Consider the following 25,253-nt stretch of genomic DNA (forward strand, 5'->3'; position numbering starts at 1 on the left):
TCATGAGTGATAACAATCAACAAGGACAAATCAACATAGAGCTTGATGAAAAAGTAGCCGAAGGAATTTATTCCAACTTAGCTATCATCAATCATTCAGCTTCTGAGTTTGTGGTAGATTTTGTAACCCTTATGCCGGGTGTACCCAAAGCCAAGGTAAAATCGAGAATAGTGTTAACACCGCAACATGCTAAACGTTTTTTGAAAGCATTGGGTGAAAACATTCATCGTTACGAGTTGACCAATGGTGAAATCAAAGATACCGAGCAACCACAGGTGCCATTAAACTTTGGTCCTGCAGGACAAGCCTAATAAGGTTACTCCAGTATAAACAAGCCTCTCCTTTATAGGAGGGGCTTTGTTGTTTTATGTCGGTATCTCAACAACTTTAAGTTGCTTGTTAAATAGCTTTTGTATGTAGAATTCATTTTTTCTAATTGATTGAAATACTGAAAGTTGACTTTATTTGTGCTGTTTTTGATTTTATAAGAGAATATTGATTTGAATTTTACCGCTTTCTTAGCGATTACGTAAGGAATGTTTGCTTTTTAATAATAATTTATTAACATTTCTTGTAACTCTTTGATAAATTGTTAATTTAGCGTGCCGATTATAAAAAGAAAACGTTATTTTTAGAACAGTTTTCGTCAGCTAACCCCTGAAATCGTAATACTATACTTATTTATTGGCAAGCACTACCGACGCATTAGCTTTGTTAAAGTACTATTGGTCGGCACTTTTTACGTTTTATCGAAAAGCTATGTTTTTTGGTAAAGCTAAAGTTAGTTGAATGTTTATAAGATGTAAATTTAACATCTTAACCCTAGGGAATATGAATAGCGAGCTGTTCCTTATATAATGTATAAAAATAGAATACCACAAAAAAACAAACTATGAAAAAAACTTTACTTAACCCCCGAGTAATTGTTGTACCTTATTTTCGAAATTTTTATTAATTATACTCTTTAGTATAGGCTCGTGTTTTTCAGCGCTCAGTCAGAACGTGGCTAATAACTATACGTATGCTGAATCTGCCGGTTCGGCAACCTATACTGATTTAACAACGGGAACTCAACTCGCTACATCAGCAGTAACTGCTTTTAATGTCTTACCAAGTAGTGTTTTGGCATCCTATACTTTGCCAACCCCTTCCTATTTTTATTTTAATAACATTGCCGTATCTAAAATATATGTTTCAGATAATGGTTTTATTACTTTTGGTTCGGCAGCTTCTTCAGCTTCAACTTATACTACTACACCTTTGTCAGATGCAACTGTTTATTCAGCGGCAAACTATATAGGAGCTGCTGCAGGCTTTGGAGCTAACTTGGGTAGTAATGTTGCTAGTGCTGGTGAAGTAAGATATGATTTGTTAGGGTCTTCTCCTAATAGGGTTTTTGTGGTGCAGTATAAAAATATGCAACGTTATAATGGTTTGTATTTAAGTGGTTTGATAAATATGCAAATTCGTTTTTATGAAACTACAGGGGTGGTTGAAGTTTTATTTAGAGATGCTTTCTCATCAACCTCAGCAACTTCTATAGGGGGACAAGTTGGTTTAAGGGGGACGACAAATACTTTTGCTACCGATATATTAAATAGAGTAACGCCTTCAACTAATATTTGGCCAAATTCTGATCCAGGAATTGCTAATAACTCTGTATTGCTAACTCAAGGAGTAAGTCCGGGGCCTGGAGTAGTTACCGGTTTCAAAGCACTTTCCAGATTAGTTTGGACACCTTGTTTTTCTCCAAGTTCAGTCACGGCCACTTATCAGGCTGACTTAACCACCGCAGATATCAGTTGGACTGCTCCTACAGTAGTACCGGGTTCAGGGTATGATTGGAAAATCACTACCGATGCGGGAGGAGCTACTATTGCTAACTCAGGTCTTGCTACAGGAACAGGAGTTGTAGGGACTACAGTTTCTTATACCGGTTTAGCTACGGGTGTACCTTATTATATATGGGTAAAAGCTAACTGTAAAAATGTTTGGGTGGCCATGCCGGGCACGCTTACAATACCTTGTAATTTTGCTAGCATTCCTTATACTCAAAATTTTGAAACCTCGAATGTTCCTGCTATTCCAAACTGTAACAGTATTGTTATGGTTTCGGGAGCAAATATGGTGACAGTCAATAATACAGCCACTGCTTATTATGGGTTTAATAGTAAAAACTTAATTACCAGCGGTAACTTAGCACAAAATACTTGGTACTTTACGCAAGGAATAACGGTAACTGCTGGTGACTTATTGGTTTCGGGAGGTTATTTCCGTCTTTCCTATAAATATGGTAGTACACGAGAGCAGGCTTTCTTTGTTCAAAAAATGAAAGTAGCTTTTGGTACGGTAGCTTCGGTAGCGGGTATGACCACAACTTTGGCCGACCATGATCAAATTAAAACATCACCAAATACTAACGTAATCAATTTCCGTATCACAGCGCCGGGTACCTATTATATAGGATTCAATGGTTATGCTTCGGCTACGCAAGGGTACTTACAGTTGGATGACATTTCTTTAGGCTACAGTACTTGTTTCCCGCCTACAGCTCTTACGTCAGGACAAATAACGCCATCGTCAGCACTGATCACTTGGACACCTCCGGCTTCAGCGCCTGCCAGTGGTTATGAATATTATTATACACCGGTTACCGGTACAACAGCCACTGCGGGTGCTTTTGTTATTGGTAGCTATTATACTATATTAACTATAGGTACTACTAACTATACTTTAATAGGAGCTAGTGCTAATACAATAGGAACTATATTCCAAGCTACCGGAGCAGGAGCAGGAACAGGAACCGCCCAACTAATTACTACAGCAGCGGTAACAGCCACAGTTTCCGGTAATGTGTATCAGGTGATAGCAATAGGAACTACTGATTTTACAACTATTGGTGGGGCTAACACGGTCGGGTCTTTCTTTACTGCAACAGGAGTAGGGGCAGGAACGGGTGTGGTTAGATTAATTACCCAACCTTTAAGTACACAAACCGTATCAGGTTCAACCGCAGCCGGAGTTATTATTGCTAATTTATCAAGTTTGACCTCTTCTACCAGTTACTATTTTTGGTCTCGTTCCAGTTGTGGGGCAGGAGATGTAAGTCCGTGGTCTGTACCCAATATGTTTACAACCACTCCTATTATAACTTATTGTACCCCGGCACCTACCAGTGTTGATGCCACCGGTATAACCAATGTATCATTTGGGTCTATTAATAATACCACCGGTAGTGAAGCAGGACGTTATGGCAATTATACCAACTTGTCTACCAATGTGGCACAAGGAGCTACGGTTAATGTATCTATTACCTTAAACACTTCTATTTTTGATTACAATACCAGAATTTGGATTGACTGGAATAATGACGGCGATTTTTATGATGCCGTAGATTTAAATGCTGATACTGATACTTTAGATCCGGGTGAGAGTGAAATGACTGCTTATGGCTTGTCTTCAAGTACTAGTCCAAATACATTAGTGTTAAGTTTCTTTGTGCCAAGTTTAGATTCAAATTTAAATAGTACATTAGGACCACACCGCGTTAGAATTGGTGGTGCAGATTCAAATACGCTGACAGGTTCAGGTGCAGGCCAAGGACCATGTTACAATGGTAGTTACGGTACTTTTGAAGATTACTCTATCTATGTAACTGTACCGCCGCCGGCATTAACACTTTCTGATGGTATTCCGGCTAGTAGTAGCAATACTATTTGTGAAGGAGAAGATACTTCGGGAGCACCGGTTAGCCTTTCTTCAAATCCATTGGATTTTCAAGTTTACACTTGGTCACCAACAAACGGAGTGACAGGCGATATAGCTACAGGTACAGTAGTGTTTAATCCGACAGTTACTACTACTTATATATTAACAGCTACACAAACCAGCGGTAATTTTTCTTCCAATACGGCAACTTATACTGTTAATGTAAATCCAAAACCATCACCTATAACGATTACTCCTTCGGCACCAACAATTTGTCAAAGTGATACTACTTATCAGCCGCTTGTTGCTACAGGAGGTATTGTACAAGGAATATTAACGGATGTATTGTTTGAAGATTTTAATAGTTCCAGTACTACTTTTACTACCATAAACAGCTCAACATCAGGTACGCCTGCCAATGCTGCTTGGACGCTACGTCCTAGTCCATATGCATTCCGTGGTATAAGTAGCTTTGATAATTCACAGTTTTACTTCTCTGATAGTGATAATCAAGGAAGTACCGGAACAACATTAACCGAATTAGTTTCTCCTGTATTTAGTTTGGCAGGTTATTCTGATGCGGCCTTAAATTTCTGGCATTACTACAGACAATGGAATAACGGAAGTGCTAAAGTTGAAATATCTACCAATGGAGGTAGCACATATACCACTTTACCAAATTGTACATGGACAACAACCACTCAAGGATCAGCAACCAATTTTAAAAATGTAACGGTTGACCTTACCGCTTATGTAGGACAAACAAATCTGGTAATCCGATTTATTTATAGTGCCAATTATGGTTATTATTGGGCAGTAGACAATGTTAGAGTATATGGAAGTAATACTTCTTTAATAACTTGGACACCAACTACAGGTTTGTATTTGGATTCACTTGGAACAACTCCTTATACAGGTCAAACCGTTTCAACAGTTTATGCTAAACCGACCACAACAAGGACTTATACCGCTGAGGCTAGCTCATTAGTGGGTTGTTCCAGAGATACTACCGTTACCGTTACCGTAACGCCAATTGTTGCAGGAACGGCTTCAAGTAATCAATCTATTTGTAACTTGGGTTCGATAACCGACTTAACCTTGACAGGTTATTCCGGAACGATAACCGGATGGCAACATTCTACCAATGCTACTTTCTCTTCAGGAGTTAATAATATTGCTTCGAGTGCCTCGGCTACTTTAACCGCAGCACAAATTGCGGCCACTATAACAACAGGTCCTCGTTATTTCAGAGCGGTGATTACTAATGGTACTTGTACAACTTATTCCAATATTATTACGATTACCTTCAATAAAACAATCTGGAATGGTGCTGTTTGGACTAATGGAACCCCTGATAGTACAAAAGCGGCTGAATTCCAAGGCAACTGGTCAGGAGGAAGTCTTTCTACATGTAGTGTTTTAGTTACCAGTGGAACAGTGTCATTTGCTGCCGGTCAAACATTAACAGTACAAAATGAAGTAAAAGTAACCGGTGGAACCTTGAATTTTGCTGATACGGCCAGTTTATACCAGGTGGCTAATATTACCAATCCATCTAGTGGAGATACCCCTTATTCAGGAAAAAATACAGGACAGATTACCTATACCAGAAAAACAGGTACTCTACGATTGTATGACTATACCTATTGGTCCTCACCAATTTATGCTCAAGGATTGGTGGTCTTATCTCCTAATACACCTTATTTAGGTTTTTATCAATATGATGCAACTGTAGCAACTCCAAATTGGGCTTGGATTGATCCAATTAATCCAATGGAAGTATGTAGAGGGTACATCATTAGATCACCTAATAGTTTTTCAACACCACAACAATTTACCGCTAATTTTTTCGGTACACCAAATAACGGAACATTAACTTATCCAATCAAAGGAACTACTAATCAATTAAATTTAATCGGAAATCCATACCCAAGTGCTATTGATGGTATCAAATTTTTGACTGATCCGGCTAATGGCAGTATAGATGGTACGTTATATTTTTGGACTCATAATACAGATATTGATGTAAATGGTCAATATACCCCAGCAGATTATTCTACTTATACCACTTTGGGCGGCTTGCCTTCAGCTTCAGGCGGACAGGCTCCAACCGGTGATATTGGTTCAGGAGTTGCTTTCTTTGTTCACGGTCTTTCAGACGGAACAGTTACCTTTAATAATGACATGCGTAAAGCCGGAGCAAATACTCAGTTCTTTAAAACTAGTACTCCTGCCAGTCAGGATGTTTCCGGAGTTGAAAAACACCGTTATTGGTTGGAAATGACCAATACAGAAGGGGCTTATAAAGGTATATTAGTTGGATATGCGGAAGGCGCCACTATGGGCTTAGACCGTTTATTTGATGGAGAAATGCTGGATATTGGTGGGGTAGTAACTATGTACACTATGGTAGCTCCTAAAAAATTAGGAATTCAAGGAAGACCATTACCATTTGATATTAATGATACAGTGCCGGTTGGTTATAAATCAACTATAAATGGTAGTTATACAATAACCTTAACGAACTTTGACGGATTGTTTATGGATCAGGATATTTATTTAGAAGATAAATTACTAAATGTGGTTCATAATTTAAAACAATCCGGTTACAATTTCACTACTGAAATGGGTACATTCGAAGACCGTTTTGTCTTACGATATACTGATGCATCACTTGGAATTGACAATCCGAACTTTGATGAAAATTCTGTGATTGTATATCATAACAACAAAGGATTGCACATAAATTCGGGTGCTAAAGCGATGAAAAATGTAACTATTTTTGATATCAGAGGCCGACAAATTGCAGTCAAAAAAGAGATAAATTCTACAGAAACTGTATTCACAACATTGCCAAATACGAATCAAATTTTATTGGTGAAAATAGAAGCAGAAGACGGTAAAACAGTGACTAAAAAAGTGGTTTACTAAAGTCATAAAGGAATGCCAAAAAAACTAAAAACATACGCTTGTTTTTAGTTTTTTTGGTTTTACAGCTGTTTTTTATTTTAAGAAGGTTTGTTAAAACATAGGTATTTTAGCATTATACACTTCTTTTTGCCGATAATAAAGGTATTTCGTCGATTAAGTTATTATTAAATTATAATATAATTAACATTCTATATATATTAACACCTTATTTTTTAACCCAATTTTTTTAATTATGATGAATTTTTACAATTCTTTGAATTGCAGTTCGAGAACTCGATTCAAAAATGGTATTGGAAATTCAGACGGTTCTCCGCCTATTTCCACATCCAAGGTCACGAAAGTGTCATGGTTGGTTATGATTCTGATGTTCTTGTCGTTGACGGTCAGTCAGCAGACGTGGGCGCAGAGTACAGCCAACTATACACCTTCTACAAGTACTACAGGTTCATTGGTATTGGACAAAGATGGTAATGCTATCGACATGAGCACGGGTACTACCCAGCTCTATGGAGGTCTCGTTGACACTTTTACAGCCACAGTAACCAACATTGGTTTTAACTTTACTATGATGGGTACTACGTACTCACAGTTTAGTTGTAATCCCGATGGTCAAATCAGGCTAGGAGCCACTGCTATTTCGAGTCATACTCAAACTGCCGCTGCCTCTACTGCTTTCCTTATTGCTAACAATGCGGATGGTAAGACTGATACGACAGGTAAAGTTCATTACAAAGTTCAGGGGACAGCTCCTAACAGAGTTTTGATTATTGAGTGGAAAGATGTTTGGATTTACTGGAATACCACGACCACAACATTCTCCACATATCAGGCTAGAATTTATGAAAATGGTACTTTTGAGTATGTGTATGGAAGAATGTTTAATAACAATTCATCGACACAAACTACGGCTATAGGTTTTGCTTCGTCAAATACTGCCGGAACAATTGGTCAGTATACAACACTGAATACAACACCTACTTATGGTAGTGCAGCTACTTCTTTCACTACTACGACATATGCTGCTAGTTCAGATATGGCTAATTTAAATTCAACTGCTGATGGCTCTAGAAGAGTATTTAGATTTACTCCTCCGGCAGCGCCAGCGGCACCGACAGCTTTAAACTTTACGGCTGTAACGGGTTCAACAACTACATTAAACTGGACGGATACTACGGGTGAAACCGGATATCAAATTTATCGTTCATTAGATGGTGTAAGCTATACTCAGGTTGGAGCTACTTTAGCTGCCAATACTGTAACTTCTGCACAAACCGGTCTTAGTTTCGGTACTACTTACTATTGGAGAGTAGTTGCTGTTAACGAAGGTGGTGCAAGTTCAGGTCTTGACGGTTCTCAGGCAACAGTTGCCGGTACCTTAAGCGGTGTTAAAACTGTAGGTACTAGCGGGATTATACCAACTTAACAACAGCTTTTGCTGCTATCAACGCTAATGGTCTTGCCGGAGATGTTGAATTACAGTTGATTACAGGATATCCTGCAGCTGCTGAAACATATCCTATTGCCAGTTCAACTGCGTCTGCTGCCGGCGCTTATACTATTAAAGTATATCCAACAGTTTCAGGTTTATCTATTACAAGTGCTAACACAACCGGTACCTTAAATTTAAATGGTGCTGGTAACTTAACGTTTGATGGACGTGTTAACCAAACTGGTAGTACTGCTGATTTAATTATTGCTAATACCAATGCTGGTACTAGTTATGCAGTACAATTTATTAATGATGCTAAAAATAATACATTACAATATTGTAACGTTCGAAGTGTGAATACTTCAACAACCAGTGGTACAATTGTTTTCTCAACAGCTGCTACAGGAACAACAGGTAATGATAACAATACTATTACTAACTGTGATATTACTTCAGGTGCAACTAATGCTTTGAATGCAATTTATTCAGCAGGTACTTCTGTAGCTATTGATAATAGCGGTAACAGTATTACAAACAATACTATTTCTAACTATTTCGGTGCTTCTACAGCTTCAAACGGAATTTTCGTAGCCAGTAACAGTTCAGCTTGGACAATTACAGGTAACAAATTTTTCCAAACGGCTACAAGAACTGCTACTACAGGTACTCAGAATAGAGCTATTCAAATCTTAACTTCTAGTGGAGGTGGTTATACCGTAAGTAATAATACAATTGGTTTTGCTAATGCTGCAGGAACAGGAGTTACTACTTATGCGGGTGCAGTCACTAACCGTTTTGTTGGTATTGAGATTACGGCTAATACAACTGCTGCTTCCAGTATTCAAGGAAACACCATTTCAGGATTTAGTATAACTTCTTCAAGTGGTGGATCTGCAACGGGTCCAGTATTTGGTGGTATTATGGTTTTAGGAGGTTCGGTAAATGTTGGAACAACAACAGGTAATACTATTGGTGCTGCTTCAGGTACTGGTGCTGTAACTGTAACGGGTTCAACTACCGGATTTTTTGTAACCGGTATTTATACCGCTACAACTTCAGGAGGTACAAGTACTATTCAAAATAACGTTGTTTCGTCTATTACTGCTACTGGTACTACTGCAGCTGTTGCGCCAACTTTTGCTGGTGTTCAGGCTACAGGTTCAGGTATCTTTACTATTTCGAGCAACACTATTGGAGGTTCAACAGCTAACGCTATTGCTTTAGGTACTTCAGGTACTACTACTGCAACGCTTTCAGCTATTGGTGTACAAAGTGCTTCTACAGGAACTCCGATTAATATCAATAGTAATACAGTTGATAACGTAACTAATAATAGTACTGGTTCAAGTTCATTGTTATACGGTATTTATTATACAGGTTCAACTTCAGCGGTTACTGTAAATATGAATAGTAACACAGTTCGTAATAACTCTTTAAAAGCGGGAACGTTTGTAGGGGTTTATGATAACAATGGAGCTTTCAGTTCAACGACAGTGGTTAATGTTAACAATAATACTGTTAATACTAATACTGCTACTGGAACTGCTGCTGCTACAACTATGTATGGTGTAAGAGGGGTAACTTCTACTTATACTTATAGCGGAAACGTTATACGTGATATGTCAGTTTCGGCTAACGCTAGTACTTTTACTTCATCTTTATTTGGTATTAGTAATGCATCTTCTCCGGTGGGTGAAGCCGTTACTAATAACCAAGTTTATAATTTAAGTATTGCCGGTGCTAACACTTCGACTTCAAATGCAATAACAGGTATCGTTGCCAATACTTCATCTTCTTCAACAAGAAGTATGAGTGGTAACGCTATTTATTCACTTTCATTTGCTAATACATCTACCGGATCAGCAACCCTTATTGGTTTGTCATCTGGAGCAGGTGGAACAGTAACAGTGTTTAAAAATAAAATTTATGACTTAAGTGCTGTTGGTGCTGCATCTGTAGTTACCGGTTTAGCTATTACTAGTGGTACTACTGTTACAGCTTACAACAACCTTATTGGTAATTTAACATCAACTACTGCTAACCTTGCTAATGCTATCAATGGTATTAACATTTCTGGTGGTACTACTGTTAATGCTTACTACAATACTGTAAGAATTGCCGGTTCAAGTTCAGGTGCATTATTTGGCTCTTCAGCTATTAATGCTTCTTCTACGCCAACCGTAAACTTACGTAATAACATTTTTGCAAATGCTTCTTCAACTACAGGTGCTGGTTTAGCAGCTGCTTACAGAAGATCATCTACAACTTTAACTACTTATGCATCTACCTCTAACAATAACTTGTTCAGTGGTTCAACTATTTTTACTGATGGTACAAATACAGATGCTACAATTGCAGCTTTCAAAACAAGAGCTACTCCTAGAGACGCGGCTTCAGTTAGCGCAACTCCTCCTTTCTTAAGTACTACAGGTTCTGATGCTACTTTCTTGCATGTTGATACTACTGTAGCTACTCAAATTGAAAGTGGTGGTGCTACTATTGCAACTTTTACAGATGACTACGATGGAGATACTCGTAATGCTACTACTCCAGATATTGGAGCAGATGAGTTTACAGGTACACCGGCTGCTGTTGTTGTGATTAATAGTGTTGCTGCTTCTCCAACTGGAAATGCATGTACTGCTTCAAGCAGAACTATTACTGCTAATATTACTGCAGGTGGAAATGATATCACTTCAGTTACTTTAAACTACTCTTTCAACGGTGTGGCTCAAACGCCAATCACTATGACAGGAGGAACCTTAACGGCAGGAACAACTTCTGATTTTACAGGAACTATCCCAGCTGCTACTTCTCCAACTAACGCCAATGTTACTTGGAATGTAACCGCTGTTGATCCTATTACTACGCAAGTTACTACAGGAACAGCTTATGCTGATGAGCCTTTATTAGGTTACACAGCTGCAGCAACCGCTTCATTGAGCACCGTTTGTTCGGCTACTCCTACTGTTTTAACGGCTACATTAACTAAAACAGGGACTACAAGTCTTGGAACGGGCGCTTCAACTAGCTCAACTTCAGGTGGAAGTATGTTCCCAGGAAACTGGGGTGGTGCTAAAACTCAATACATAATTAAAGCTTCTGAATTAACAGCAGCCGGATTATCAGCTGGACCAATTACTTCATTAGCTTTCGAAGCAACCACTGCTTTCAGTGGTTATGAAGGTTTTGCTTTAAATATTGGGCATACTAGCGCAACTGTAGCAGCATTACCATTAATAACTTCTGGCTTAACTCAGGTATATTCTGGTTCAGGTACCAATGGTGCTTATGCTACAACAGTAGGGGTTAATACTCTAACATTCTCCTCTTCATTTACATGGAATGGTACTTCTAATATAGTGTTATCATTCTGTTGGGCTAAGAATCCTACGGCTACATCTACAACTTCTACAACGGTAAAAGTTGATAGCCCAGGATTTACATGTACAGCTTATGGTCAAAAAGACAGTACAGTTGCTGCAACTATGTGTCCTTTCTCTGCTGCTGCTGATTTCGGAACTTCTGGTACAGGTACTAGTCGCCCTAAATTCACTTTTGCAGGTGTTGTTGCAGCTCCAATTACTTCGGTATCTTGGTCTGATGGTACCAATACTTACAGTGGAAATAATGCTTCAGTTTCTCCAACTGTAGATCCAACTTCTTACACTGGTACTATAACTTCTAGTGGATGTACAATTAATACAAATGCTGTTTCCGTATCGGTTAATCCTCTACCAACAGCTCCTACTTCAAGTAACAGCCCATCAACACAATGTGGTACTTTAGTGCCAACGGTTGAGGTTTCTGACCCTAACGCGTTTACTACACCTACATTCAAATGGTATGCTGATAATACTACAACTACTGCTTTACAAACCAGTACTTCAACTACTTACACAAGTACAGTAGCAAGTTCAAGATCTTTCTGGGTATCTGTTGTTAATCCAACTACAGGTTGTGAAAGTGCCAGAACAGAAGTTCAGGTTGTTGTAAATACTGCACCAACTATTACGGTTTCTCCTGGAGCTACCGGAACAGTTTGTCAAAATGGTACTATCTCTCTAGGTGCTTCTAGTACAGGAGATTATTTATACTCATGGACCGCTAACACACCAACAGGAAGTGGTATTGCTACTTCATTAAATGGTGCTTCAGTTGACGTAACTCCATCAGGAACAGGTCCATATACTTACACTGTAACAGGTGTTGGTCAAAATGCAGACTTAGGATGTAGCAATACTAATACTATTGTTGTAACTATCACTCCGGCTCCGGTACTTTCAGTAGCTACACCAGCTGCTATTTGTAGTGGTGCTTCTACTACACTTACTGCATTGCAGTCAGTAATTGGAGCAGGTTTTGCAACAATTGGTACTGGAACTTCTCTAACAAGTGCTACTGCGCAACCAACAGCTTTCTGTAACAGATGGCCATCATACCGTATGCAAACGGTTTATACTGCTGCTGAATTAACGGCTGCTGGTTTAACCGCCGGAAATATTACTTCGATGGCGTATGATATTACTACTTTAGGGGATGGTGCAACTAACTCTGGTTTCACAGTGAAAATTGGTTCAACAACTTCATCTACACTTTCAGGTGATTTTGTGTCTACAACCGGATTTACAACTGTTTATCCATCACAGACGTATACTCATACAGCTACAGGATTACAAACTATTAATTTCTCTACTCCTTATTCTTGGAATGGAACTTCTAACATTATTGTAGAAGTAATTCACAATGGAGCAGATGCAACTAATAACTCAATAACATATTACACTGCTACAACAGGTAATACCGTAGCTTATACTTCAACTGCTTCAACAAACGCGGCTAGTTTCTCTAACCAACGTTTGAATGTTAAATTTGGTGGACAGGCTCAAACTTTAGCTGCAGGTTCGTTAACTTATGCATGGGATACTGTTCCTTCAACAAGTTTAGGAGCTACAGGAAATGTATTGACCGTTTCTCCATCTACTACAACTGTATATAGAGCGTCTGGATATGATTCAGCAAGTGCTTGTACAGGAATTAAAGATGTTACAGTAACAGTTAATCCACTACCAACTGCGCCAACTACTAGTAATTCACCGTCTACTCAATGTGGAAATGGTGTTCCTACTGTTGCTGTTGCAGATCCTAACGGATTTACTACTCCAACATTCAAATGGTATACAGTATCTACTAATGGTACAGCAGTACAGTCAAGTACTTCAACTACGTATACTTCTAGTATTAGTACTTCAACTACTTTCTATGTGTCAGTTGTTAATCCAACTACAGGTTGTGAAAGTGCCAGAACAATGGTTCAAGCTGATGTAACAGCTCCTTTTGCTATTGCTCCTACAGCAAGTACAAATGCAATTTGTTTATCAAGTACAGTTGATTTGTCAGAAACGGCAGGTAACTATCCAACTTATACTTGGACAGCTAGTCCGGCTGCAGGAAGCGGCATCGCTACTTCATTAAACGGTGCTTCTCAAACTATTACTCCAACAGCTGCAGGTACCTATGTGTACACTCTTACTGGTTCAGGAAATGGTTGTGTGAATTCAAGCACAGTTTCAGTGGTGGTTACTGCTTACCCTGGTGTTCCGACAGTTAATGCAACACCGACAACTCTTTGTAATGATGGTATAAGTACTTTAACTGCTGCATCAGCAGGTTCAGGAAATGTTACTATCGGAACTCAATCAACAACTGAGTTTGGAGGAGGAGTTTATAGAAATGGATTTGGAACAGGTGATTTTAGACATCAGTTAATTTATACCGCTGCTGAATTACAAGCTGCAGGAATAACAGGTGGTAATTTAACCTCTATTACCTTTAACGTAACTTCTGTAGGAAGTGGTTCGGCTAATAATTACACTATTAAATTAGGTGCCGCTACTTCTTCTACTGCTACGACTGGTTTCCAATCACCAACATTAACTACTGTTTACACAGCTTCAACTTATACAGCTGTATCAGGAAATAATGTTCATACATTTACTACTCCATATACTTGGAATGGTACTTCAGATTTATTAGTGGATATTTGTTATAACATCAGTTCAACTGGAGGTTCGTCTACATTGGCGGCTACTACTCCTAGTGCTTTGAGAAATACCAATTTATTAGGTTCTTCAGGAGCTTGTACTGCAACAACTGGTGGAACTACTTATGCTAATAGACCTTTAGCTACATTTGGTGTGTCAAACCCATGTACTACTTGTGTTTGGTCTCCTTCAACGGATTTATATACTGATGCTGCTGCTACTACTCCATATACAGGAGGAGGAGCTGCTAAAGTATATTCTAAACCAACAGCTACCAGAACTTATGTAGCCAGAGCTTATGCTGCTGCTAATAGTGCTTGTTATAATGATTCGGCTAACCTTACAGTTACGCAAAACGGAATCACTATCGCTGCTATTACAGGTGGTGCAACTAGTGCATGTTTAACTGCACCAGCAACTATTGATTTTGATAATGCTACAGAAGGGGTTGAATGGACTTCATCTAACCCAGCGGTAGCTACTATTGATGCCAACGGTGTTGTTACTGTTTTAACAGCAGGTTCAACAGTTATTGGTGCCAGAATTGTAGATACAGTGTTAGGTTGTACTTCTTACGCTCCTAATACAGTTACATTAAATGTATATTCTACAGTTACTGTTACATCTCAACCAATTGCGCAAAGTATTGTGCCGGGTGGAGATGCTTCATTCTCAATTATTGCATCAGGTTCTATTAACACAACCGGAAGCTACCAATGGTATTCTTCTGCTGATAATGTGAACTTTACTGCTTTAGTAAATTCTACAACTGAAGATCCAACTCCATACACCAATGTTACTACAGCTACTTTAAATATTACAGCTGCAACAACTGCGTTGAATGGTCTTTATTATAGATGTACTGTGGCAGGATACGCTCCATGTACAACTTCTGTAGATTCTGATAGCGCTCAATTAAGCGTTCAATTATTGTCTGTATCGAATCCTGCGAACCAAACAGCTTGTACTAATCCTGGTACAGCTACTTTCACGGTTACAACTACCGGTCCGACGCCAGATGCAATTTTATGGCAAGTAGATTCAGGTTCTGGATTCCAAGAAGGAGTATTTATTGAAGAATCTACTGTTATCAGTGGGGTTTCATTTACCGATGTAAATACAACTTCATTAGGAGTAGTAGGTTTAACAACAGCACAAAACACTTGGAAATTCAGAGCGGTTGCTGTTATCTCTGATCCTGAAACTTTTGTTACTTCAGGTCAGGCTACTATAACTGTTTTTGCAGCTCCTGCTGTAACTACACAACCAACAAACCAAACGGCTTGTGGTACTGGTAGCACTGTAATCTTCTCTACAAACGGTTCTAATACTACAGGTTATTCTTGGCAGTATTCAGCAAACGGTACTGATTGGTCTGCAGTGGCTAATGATACACCGGCTAATGTAACGTATGCAAATGCGTCTACAAGTGCTTTAAGTGTAACCACTACTTCTGCAACAGTTACTACAGGTACTTATTACTATAGAGCAGTATTAAATGGAGTTTCTCCATGTCTTGCTGTAAATTCAGACCCTGCTCAATTGTTATTTAATGTACCAACTATCGATACTAACCCGGTTGCTGCTTCAGTATCAGGTCTTATCGGAAGTACTGCTACATTTACGGTAGCTACATCAGTTTCAAGTCCTACTTACCAATGGCAGTATTCTACCAATGGTACAACTGGATGGACTTCTGTAGCTAATAATACACCAACAGGTGTGCTTTATACCAATGCTACTTCAGCTTCTTTAGGTGTTGCTATTTCAGGTAATACTGCTGCAAGTGCTAACAATCGTTTCTACAGAGCGTTAGTAACTTCTGGTGGTTGTCCGGTAACTTCAACTGCAGCTGAATTGACTATTACTAATTACTGTACTTCTATACCAACCAGCAATGATGGTTTAGGTATTACAACTGCTGTAGTTGGTACTACCAGCTTTACTGTTCCGGATGTAACTTTCCAAGACAATACAGCTACTACAGGACTTAGCTTTACACAATTAGCTACTGTTCCGGTTAGTCTTACTTTTGCAACTGGATTTACATACAATAGTAATATTTGGATTGACTTTAATGACGATTTAGTATTTGATTCATCAGAATTACTTAAGTCAGCTGAATCATTGTCAACCAATCCAACAACTCTTGACATGACATTCACAATGCCATTAGGTGCTACTATTGGTACACACCGTATGAGAATTGGTACTGCTGACTCTGGTCAAGCAACTCCAAATCCATGTTTCTCTGGTTCATTCGGAGTTACTTTAGATTTTGCAGTTACAGTAACAGCAGCTCCTACATGTAGTGTGGTTGATGCAGGTACTATTACAGCATCATCAACTACTGCTTGTGAAACTGGTTCAGTTTCTTTAACAGCTGCAGGTTATACTACAGCAGTAACAGGAACTTCATTCCAATGGTATCAATCCTTAAACGGAATTGACTTTACTGTTGTTGATGGAGCTACTGAATCTTCTTATACTTCAGGTTTCTTAACGACCACAACTTATTTCAAATTAAGAATGAATTGTGCAACTACGGAATCTTTTGATGATAGTAATGTTATCACATTTACAGTGAACCACCCAACAGTTACAGCTTCAAACGGAGCTTCACGTTGTGGTACAGGTACAGTTGATTTAACTGCTACTGGTTCAGCTGGTACTTCTTTAGCATGGTTTACATCTCCAACAGGCGGTACTGCTATTGGTACAGGTTCTCCATTTACCACTCCAACTATTACGGCTACAACTGATTATTATGTTGAAGCACTTATTGGAGCAGGAAGTGCATCTGGTTTAGGAAAAGATGCTACGGCTATCCCTGAAACTACAGGTGCTTCTGCTGAAAGAGGTATTGTATTTACAGCTACTAATACAGGAACAGTTGTTTCTGCACAATATTATTCACCAACTACAAACGTGACTAATACTGTAACTGTAAGATTAGTTGATCATGCAACTGGAACCCAAATTGGTTCTAATTTAGTATTGTCAATTGTTCAAGGTGCTACCGCTGGTTGGTACACTATGGACTTGAACTTACCGGTTACTGCCGGTACAACTTACCGTTTATTGGCAGGTTTCTCTCAATCTGTAAACAGAATTGCTACAGGTGTTAACTATGCATCATCTACTTATAACAATATGGCACCATTAGGTACTATTACAAGTGGTTATGATAGTGGAGTAAGCTCTACTACGTATAGTTATTTCCATAACATCTCTGTGTCTGCTGGTTGTTCTTCAGCCAGAACGATGGTTACTGCTACAGTAACTGCACCACCTGCATTAACATTAAGCAGCTCTACTGCTTCTATTTGTGCTGGTCAGACTTCAGGTTTAGTAACTGTTACTTCTCCTGTTCCAACAACAGTTTATGATACTTATACTTGGAGCCCGGCTACAGGTGTTAGCGGAAATGCTGCGGATGGTTATACCTTTAACCCTTCAGTATCTACGGCTTATACTTTAACTGCTTCTCAAAGTTCAGGTGATTTATGTTCTACTACTACTGCTTTCTCAGTAACCGTAAACCCACTGCCTCAAGCAGTTACTGTTACTCCTGCAAACAGTACAGTTTGTGCTAATTCAGCTGCGGTATTGTTAACTGCTACTCAAGGTACTGATGTTACAGTTCTTTCTGAGAACTTCAATACTAATGCTCCTACATGGACAATTAATGGTACTTCTACAAACTCAGCATCTAACTTTGCTTATCAAACTTCTCCTTACACTTACAGCAGTACAGTATACTCTACCGCTAATGGAGGTAAATTTGCAATGGCTAATGCTGATACCGGAGGTTCTGGTTCAACTACTACTACTACATTGACTTCACCGTCATTCAGTTTAGTTGGTTTACCTAATGCATCATTAACTTTCGAGCATTATTACAGATTCTGGTCAAGTGGTGATACTACTGTTAAATTAGAAATCTCTACTAACGGTGGTTCAACTTGGTCTCAATTAGTAGACTACAAAGGAACAACAGTAGGTACTTCTACAGCTCCGGCTGCAGCAACGGTAAGCTTAAATGCTTATGTTGGTCAATCTAATGTTAAAATTAGATATAACTATGTGTCAACTTGGGGTTACTACTGGGTGATTGATAATGTTAAAGTTGCTTCAGTTCCTGGAACTGAAACTGTAACTTGGACTTCATCAGAACCTAACAGCTTTACTAATGCTGCCGGTACTACTACAGCTAATACAGCTACAGGTGCAACTACTTATGTAAAAACAGCTTCATCAGCTACATATACTGCTACAGCTACAACTGCTGCAGGATGTACTAATGTTGGTTCAACTACATTAACAGTTAATCCATTACCAACAGCTAGTATCTCTGGTACTGCTACAGTTTGTCAGGGAGATGCTCAACCATCAGTTACCTTCACAGGAGCTAACGGAACAGCACCTTATACATTCACTTATACACTTAACGGTGGTTCTAATCAAACGATTACAACTACATCAGGTAACAGTGTGTCATTGTCTGCTCCAACAACTGCTGCAGGTGCATTTACTTATGCTTTAGTAAGTGTTACAGATTCAAGCTCTACAGCTTGTTCTCAAGCACAAACAGGTTCAGCGGTAATTACAGTTAACGCTACTACAAGCAGCTCACAATCGGTTACAGCTTGTGACAGCTACTTATGGTCAGTTAACGGTACTACTTATACAACAAGCGGAACTTACACTTTTGTAGGTACTAATGCTAGTGGTTGTACAGATACTAAAACATTAGTATTAACAATCAATAATAGTACAGCATCTACTGAAACAGTAACTTCTCCAACTTGTGGTACTTACACTTGGGCTGTGAATGGTGTTACTTATACTTCTTCAGGAACGTATACTTACACTTCAACAAATGCTTCTGGTTGTCCTGATGTGAAAACATTAGTATTAACTATCAACCCATGTGAATCAGTAGTTACAGTTACAGCTAACATTGAAGGTTACTATGATGCTTCGACTCATGCTATGCGTCCGGTATTAGCTAACCAAGGTGTTGGTTCTAGTTCAACTAATGTGGATGAGATTACAGTAGAATTACACGATGCCAGTACTTATGATTTAGTTGCTACAGCTACAGCTATGCTACAAACAAATGGTACGGCAGTAGCTACTTATAGCTCTTCACCAAGTGGTTCATTCTACGTAGTAGTTAAACATAGAAATTCAATGGAAACATGGAGTGCAAACCCAGTAACTGTTGGTGCTACACCGGCTACTTACAATTTCACTGACGCAGCTTCTAAAGCTTACGGTAACAACATGAAAATGTTAGAATCAGGAGTTTACGGAATCTTCTCAGGAGATGTTAATCAGGATGGATTTATCGAAATTCAAGACTATGCACCACTAGATACTGATAGTGCTAATGGAGCTGAAGGTTACAATGTAACTGACTTGAACGGAGATGGATTCGTAGAAATTCAGGATTATCCTTTCTTGGATGACAACTCTGCCTCTGGTGTTGAATTATTACGTCCATAAGAACCGATGAATCTAAATAAATTTAAAACAATTAATAATATGAAAAAATCAATTAAAAGCACGTGTTGCAAATTTGGATTGATGCTTTTCCTTGCGATGTATTCCATCGCAGGGAAAGCTCAAGCTGTTGTAGGCGCACAATTCGCTATGGGTATTTCGACGGCCTCGGCCACGACCAATACCATGGATGTGAATTTGACACTTACTGTTGTTGGTCCTACTGCGGGAATGAGATTTTCGGCATTTTCCACTAGTATCAACTTTAATACTGCCATTATTAATGGTGGTACCATAAGTGCGGCTTATGTGGCAAATACTAAGAGTGAGTTAGTGTCGTCTTTACCAGCTAATCCGCTTATTTTAACCACAGCCGGAAGTATTCGTCTTACTACTGCCAACATGCCTACACCTGTAGATATGCCACAGGGTACTGTAGTAAGTCTTGGTACTTGGAGAATTACCAATACCCAGCCTTGGGCTGCCGGTAATGCCAATTTATGGTTGCAAAATGTTTTAGCAACTGGTAAAACAAACTCAGGGGTTAATGCTCAGCCTTTTGGTGGAGGAAGTACTTTTACTTACCTTACTACAACAGGTAACCCAGGACCTGGTCTTGTTTTGAGTCACTCTTCAGCGGCTCCATACAGTTTAACCGTAGGACAAACTTGTGCTACTTCAGGTTCTGCTAGTGTAACTAATGCCGCTTGTTTTGGTGGTACAGGTTCAGCTACTATTACTTTATCTCCGGCGCCTTCAGTAACTGCGGTTACTTACACAGGAGCGGGTTCAGGGTCAGCTACTTTAACAGCAGGTGGTGCTTTCACTATCTCCGGTTTAGCTGCAGGTACTTATTCAGTAGTAGTGTCTAATGAAGGTTGTGGTAATATAACAGTTCCTGTTACCGTTACTGAGCCAGCATTACAAACTAGTTCAACTACAGCTGCCGCTTGCGGTACGTATACTTGGTCAGCCGGAAACGGAGCTACGTATACAGCATCAGGTGACTATACGTATACTGATAACTCAGGTGCTTGTCCTGTGGAAAGAACACTTCATTTAACTATTACTCCGGCTACAAGTAATACTACTACAGCTTCGGCTTGTGGTACTTACCACTGGGGAGTTAATGATGTAGACTATACAGCATCAGGTACTTATACTGAAGAGCGTGATTGTCATACTGAAATTTTAGTGTTGACTATTACTCCTTCATCTGAGCACACTACTACTATTTCACAATGTGGTAGCTATACTTGGCCAAACACTGGTCTATCATATTCAGCTTCTGGAACGTACACAGGTACTACAACCAATTGTGTTACTGAGAAGTTAGTCTTGACTATTACGCCAAATACTACTAACACTACTACAGCTTCAGCTTGTGGTAGCTATACTTGGTCAGTTAATGATCAAACTTATAGTGCTTCAGGAAGTTACTCAGTAGTTAGCGGATGTCATACAGAAGTATTGAATTTAACAATCACTACTTTTGGTATTACAACTCAACCGGTTGCTACTAATATCTGTAGTACAGTAGGTTCAACAGCTAGCTTAACTGTAGCTGCTAATGCTACTGCATCAGGTTACACTTGGCAGTACAGAGTGCCAACGGCTACTAATCCTAACCCGGCTTGGGTTAGCATCACTGCCAACTCTGCTGCTTACTCAGGTGTTGATACCAATACATTAACAATAACTAAAACTTCTGCGTTACCGGTTAAAGGAACTCAGTACAGAGTAATTGTTAATGGTGCTTGTGGAACTGCTGAGTCAAATGCTGTAGTGGTTACTATCCTATCAACAATCAAAGCAGGTTCTATCACAGTTCCTTCTACTAATGTATGTATCGGAAGTGATCTTACTTTCACTTTGACTAACTATGCAGCTACTTCATTCCAATGGCAGTCTTCTCCATTCTCAAGCGGAACAGCACCAGGTGTGTTTACTGATATTGATGGAGCTACAGGAACAACTTATACGCTTACTAACGCTCAGTTGAACTCAAACCGTTCTTACCGAGTAGTGGCTTATAACGCTTGTAACAATACTACAGCTATTTCAGCTACTAAAACAATCACTGTAAATCCTCTATCAGTAGCAGGTACTATTACAGTTGGTGGTGGAACAATCTGTGAAGGTGGTTCAGGAAGTTTAAAAATTGCTGGTTATGTTGGAAAAATCCAATGGGAGTATTCAGAAGACGGTGTGAACTATTTTGCTGCACCAAAAGCTTCAGCAATTCCGGTAGGATTACCTTTCAGCACTACTTCTACTAGTAGTACAGCTACTAGCTATGTACCAACTAACATGACAGTTGATTTATATTTCAGAGCAAAAGTAACCAGCGGAGCTTGTTCTTCAGCTTATACTGCGCCTGTTCAATACATAATCGGAACTGAAGCTATTGTTGGAACTATTGCAGGAGGAACAACAGTTTGTCCTACAACCGGAACTACTTTAACATTGTCAAATGCTACAGGTACTATCACTTGGGAAAAATCAACTAACTATGCTACTGCGGCTCCAACTTGGACAGCAACTACTAACCATAGCTTAGTTTACCCAACTGGTAACTTAACACTTTCTACAGCTTACAGAGCTAAAGTAACTATCGGAACTTGTTCTACAGTATACAGCGATTTAGCGTACGTGCTTGTTGTGGCTAAACCAGTGGCTAAAACTGTAGTGCCTAACACTACTTCTCCAACAGGAAAAACTGCTTTAACAGCTATCTGTGTTGATAGTGATATTAAAGTATTAACTATTGGTTCAGGTTATGTTGGAAATATCCAATGGCAGACTTCAACTTCATCAGCTACAACTGGATTCACAGATATCGCTGGTGCTAACCAAGTAAGTTATACTGTAACTGACCCTGTAGTAGGCGTAAACTACTTCAGAGCTACATTCACTAACAGTTGTGGTGTTACAGTTAACGGTGTTGCCGTTGCGGTATACTACAAAGATTGTACTCCGGCTAAAGTTTCAACTGCAGTACCATTTGCAGTAGTAGCTTATCCAAACCCATACAGTGATAACTTCCACTTAAACTTGACTACATCAAGTGAAGAAAGAGTAGGAGTATCTATCTATGACATGACAGGAAAATTACTTGATAAGAGAGAAGTTGGAGCTACAGAAGCTTCAGAATTATCTATCGGTGACCGTTTCGCGTCAGGAGTTTACAACGTTGTGGTAACACAAGGAAGTGAAGTGAAAACACTTCGTGTAGTTAAAAGATAATTACATTAGATTCTAAAAATAGAAAGCCTCTCTGGAAACAGAGAGGCTTTTTTTATGATACTAAATAAACTGTTTAACCCTCACACAAACAATATGAGGCCTCCATTGCCTGAAATCGAACCTGCACACTCCGAAATAGAACCTGCCGTTTCTGAAATCCAACCTGCTCTGCCTGAAATTCAACCTGCTCTGCCTGAAATTCAACCTGCACGCTCCGAAATCCGACCTGCCATGCCCGAAATCCAACCTGACGTGTCCGAAATCCAACCTGCCGCGTCCGAAATCCAACCTGCTACATAAAATACTAAATCTGCAATGAGAAGAAGAGTCACAGCAAATCCTATTGGCTCGTGCTCCGTGGAATTAGTAAAGAAAGGGGAAAGACTAAAACAAGATAAAAGATAAGACAAATAAAAAAGCCTTTAACGTGAGTTAAAGGCTTTTTGTTATGCTTCTTTGTTTTTTAGTCGGTAAGTGTTAAAAACAAATAGTATACCTAAAATGACTAATAATATTAATTGACTGTTTATAGGTGCAGGTGGTGGGTCATTGTCTTCAAGTCCACCGCCTCCGGTCTCATCGCCTGGTTGCGCATACATCATGAAATCCGTCATCAGGATAAATGCTAGTAGGTAAAATTTAAAAAATTTCTTCATAGTGGGATTCTATTCGTATTGCAAATATAGCAATCATTTTCTAACTTAAAAGAAATGTAATGCTTATTTTACTGTTATTTAATCAAACTCAGAGGTAAAGAAAAGTTTAACGGTTGGAAATTTACTCTGTGTCATCTGAATAGTAAACTCTGAATCGGCTAAAAATACTAGCTGTCCGTACTTGTCATGAGCCAGGAATTTTTGTTTTATTCTTTTGAATTCTTTGAACTCTTCGCTTTTAGCATCATCCGGTTTAACCCAACAGGCTTTATGTACCGGGAAGTTCTCATAGCTGCACTTAGCACCGTACTCATGCTCCAAACGGTATTGAATAACCTCATACTGTAAGGCACCAACCGTCCCGATAACTTTTCGGTTGTTCATTTCTAAAGTAAATAATTGAGCAACACCCTCATCCATCAATTGATCCACCCCTTTGTCAAGTTGTTTTGCCTTCAACGGGTCAGCATTATTGATATAACGGAAATGTTCCGGTGAAAAACTCGGGATACCTTTAAAGCTCATTACTTCACCTTCGGTCAACGTATCGCCAATTTTAAAATTACCGGTATCGTGTAATCCAACAATGTCGCCGGGATACGAAATATCTACAATCTCCTTTTTCTCAGCAAAAAAAGCATTTGGACTCGAGAACTTCAGATTTTTATTCAATCGAACATGCGTGTAAGGCTTGTTTCTTTCAAAGGTTCCGGAAACAATTTTAACAAAAGCTAATCGGTCTCTGTGCTTAGGATCCATATTGGCATGGATTTTAAATACAAAACCACTCATCTTTTCCTCTTCGGGTCTAACCAATCGCGTTTCCGATTCTTTCGGTCGGGGAGCCGGGGCAATTTGAATGAAACAATCTAACAATTCCCTAACGCCGAAGTTATTCAAAGCCGAACCAAAAAACACGGGTTGTAAATCACCATTAAGGTATTTTTCTCTATCAAAATTGGGATACACTTCACTGATGAGTTCCAGTTCTTCTCTAAGTTTCACGGCTGGTTTTTCGCCAATTATTTTCTCTAATTCCGGACTGTCAATGTCTGAAAAAGCTATAGTGTCCTCAATGTTTTTACGGCTGTCGCCACTAAAAAGGTTGATGTTCTGTTCCCAAATGTTATAAATTCCCTGAAAATCATATCCCATTCCGATAGGAAAACTTAAAGGCGTAACATTTAATCCCAGTTTCTGTTCTACTTCATCCATCAAATCAAACGCATCCTTTCCTTCACGGTCTAATTTGTTGATGAAAACAATCATCGGAATATTTCGCATGCGACACACTTCAACCAGCTTTTCCGTTTGTTCCTCAACCCCTTTGGCTACGTCAATTACCACAATAACACTGTCAACAGCCGTAAGCGTTCGGAAAGTGTCTTCAGCAAAATCCTTGTGACCCGGAGTATCGAGGATATTAATTTTGATGTCTTTGTAATTAAAAGCCAACACCGAGGTAGCAACCGAAATCCCTCTCTGTCGTTCAATCTCCATAAAATCGGAAGTAGCTCCTTTTTTGATTTTGTTGTTCTTTACCGCTCCGGCTTCCTGAATAGCCCCTCCAAAAAGCAATAATTTTTCGGTTAAAGTGGTCTTCCCGGCATCAGGATGCGATATAATTCCAAAGGTTCTGCGACGTTGTATTTCTTTTAAAAAACTCATGATTTTCAATAAATAGGTTGCAAAAATACTATTATTTACTCATTATTCAGATAGGAATGATTC

General features: G+C 39.2%; 8 protein-coding genes. 6 read left to right on the forward strand and 2 right to left on the reverse strand.

The genetic code is table 11. The features are described 5' to 3' along the window. Positions 1–2: 2 nt before the first annotated feature. From GUU89_RS07425 to GUU89_RS07450, 6 genes are all read left to right on the forward strand, one after another. Complete coding sequence (locus GUU89_RS07425; RefSeq protein WP_162127319.1) at positions 3–311, forward strand: DUF3467 domain-containing protein; 309 nt, start codon at positions 3–5, stop codon at positions 309–311. Between the two features lie 691 nt (positions 312–1,002). Beyond that, a complete protein-coding gene (locus GUU89_RS07430) occupies positions 1,003–6,639 on the forward strand; it encodes a T9SS sorting signal type C domain-containing protein (RefSeq protein WP_162127320.1) in 5,637 nt (1,878 codons plus the stop codon). A gap of 232 nt (positions 6,640–6,871) precedes the next feature. Continuing rightward, the gene (locus tag GUU89_RS07435) at positions 6,872–8,062 is read left to right on the forward strand and encodes a fibronectin type III domain-containing protein (protein ID WP_162127321.1); all 1,191 of its coding nucleotides are present in this window, start codon (positions 6,872–6,874) and stop codon (positions 8,060–8,062) included. A 56-nt stretch (positions 8,063–8,118) separates the two neighbouring features. Next, positions 8,119–19,623 (forward strand): Ig-like domain-containing protein, encoded by an 11,505-nt coding sequence (locus GUU89_RS07440; protein WP_162127322.1) that lies wholly within the window; start codon positions 8,119–8,121, stop codon positions 19,621–19,623. Positions 19,624–19,662: 39 nt separating this feature from the next. Beyond that, complete coding sequence (locus tag GUU89_RS07445; RefSeq protein ID WP_162127323.1) at positions 19,663–22,866, forward strand: T9SS type A sorting domain-containing protein; 3,204 nt, start codon at positions 19,663–19,665, stop codon at positions 22,864–22,866. 105 nt (positions 22,867–22,971) lie between these two features. Beyond that, positions 22,972–23,166, forward strand: coding sequence for a hypothetical protein (locus GUU89_RS07450; RefSeq protein WP_162127324.1), 195 nt, complete (start codon positions 22,972–22,974; stop codon positions 23,164–23,166). Between the two features lie 146 nt (positions 23,167–23,312). Here GUU89_RS07450 and GUU89_RS07455 read toward each other — a convergent pair whose 3' ends face one another. Both GUU89_RS07455 and GUU89_RS07460 read right to left on the reverse strand, forming a co-directional pair. Further along, a complete protein-coding gene (locus GUU89_RS07455; protein ID WP_162127325.1) occupies positions 23,313–23,480 on the reverse strand; it encodes a hypothetical protein in 168 nt (55 codons plus the stop codon). A gap of 120 nt (positions 23,481–23,600) precedes the next feature. Further along, on the reverse strand, positions 23,601–25,190 hold the full coding sequence (locus tag GUU89_RS07460) for a peptide chain release factor 3 (protein WP_162127326.1): 1,590 nt from the start codon (positions 25,188–25,190) through the stop codon (positions 23,601–23,603). Positions 25,191–25,253 lie beyond the last annotated feature (63 nt).

It is taken from the genome of Flavobacterium phycosphaerae (genome assembly GCF_010119235.1).
GTDB classification, from domain to species: domain Bacteria; phylum Bacteroidota; class Bacteroidia; order Flavobacteriales; family Flavobacteriaceae; genus Flavobacterium; species Flavobacterium phycosphaerae.

Excerpts from the sequence above, each read along its gene's own strand:
- GUU89_RS07435 (WP_162127321.1), top strand. The coding sequence starts at position 6,872 with ATGATGAATTTTTACAATTCTTTGAATTGCAGTTCGAGAACTCGATTC.
- GUU89_RS07425 (WP_162127319.1), top strand. The coding sequence starts at position 3 with ATGAGTGATAACAATCAACAAGGACAAATCAACATAGAGCTTGATGAA.
- GUU89_RS07460 (WP_162127326.1), bottom strand. The coding sequence starts at position 25,190 with ATGAGTTTTTTAAAAGAAATACAACGTCGCAGAACCTTTGGAATTATA.
- GUU89_RS07455 (WP_162127325.1), bottom strand. The coding sequence starts at position 23,480 with ATGACGGATTTCATGATGTATGCGCAACCAGGCGATGAGACCGGAGGC.
- GUU89_RS07445 (WP_162127323.1), top strand. The coding sequence starts at position 19,663 with ATGAAAAAATCAATTAAAAGCACGTGTTGCAAATTTGGATTGATGCTT.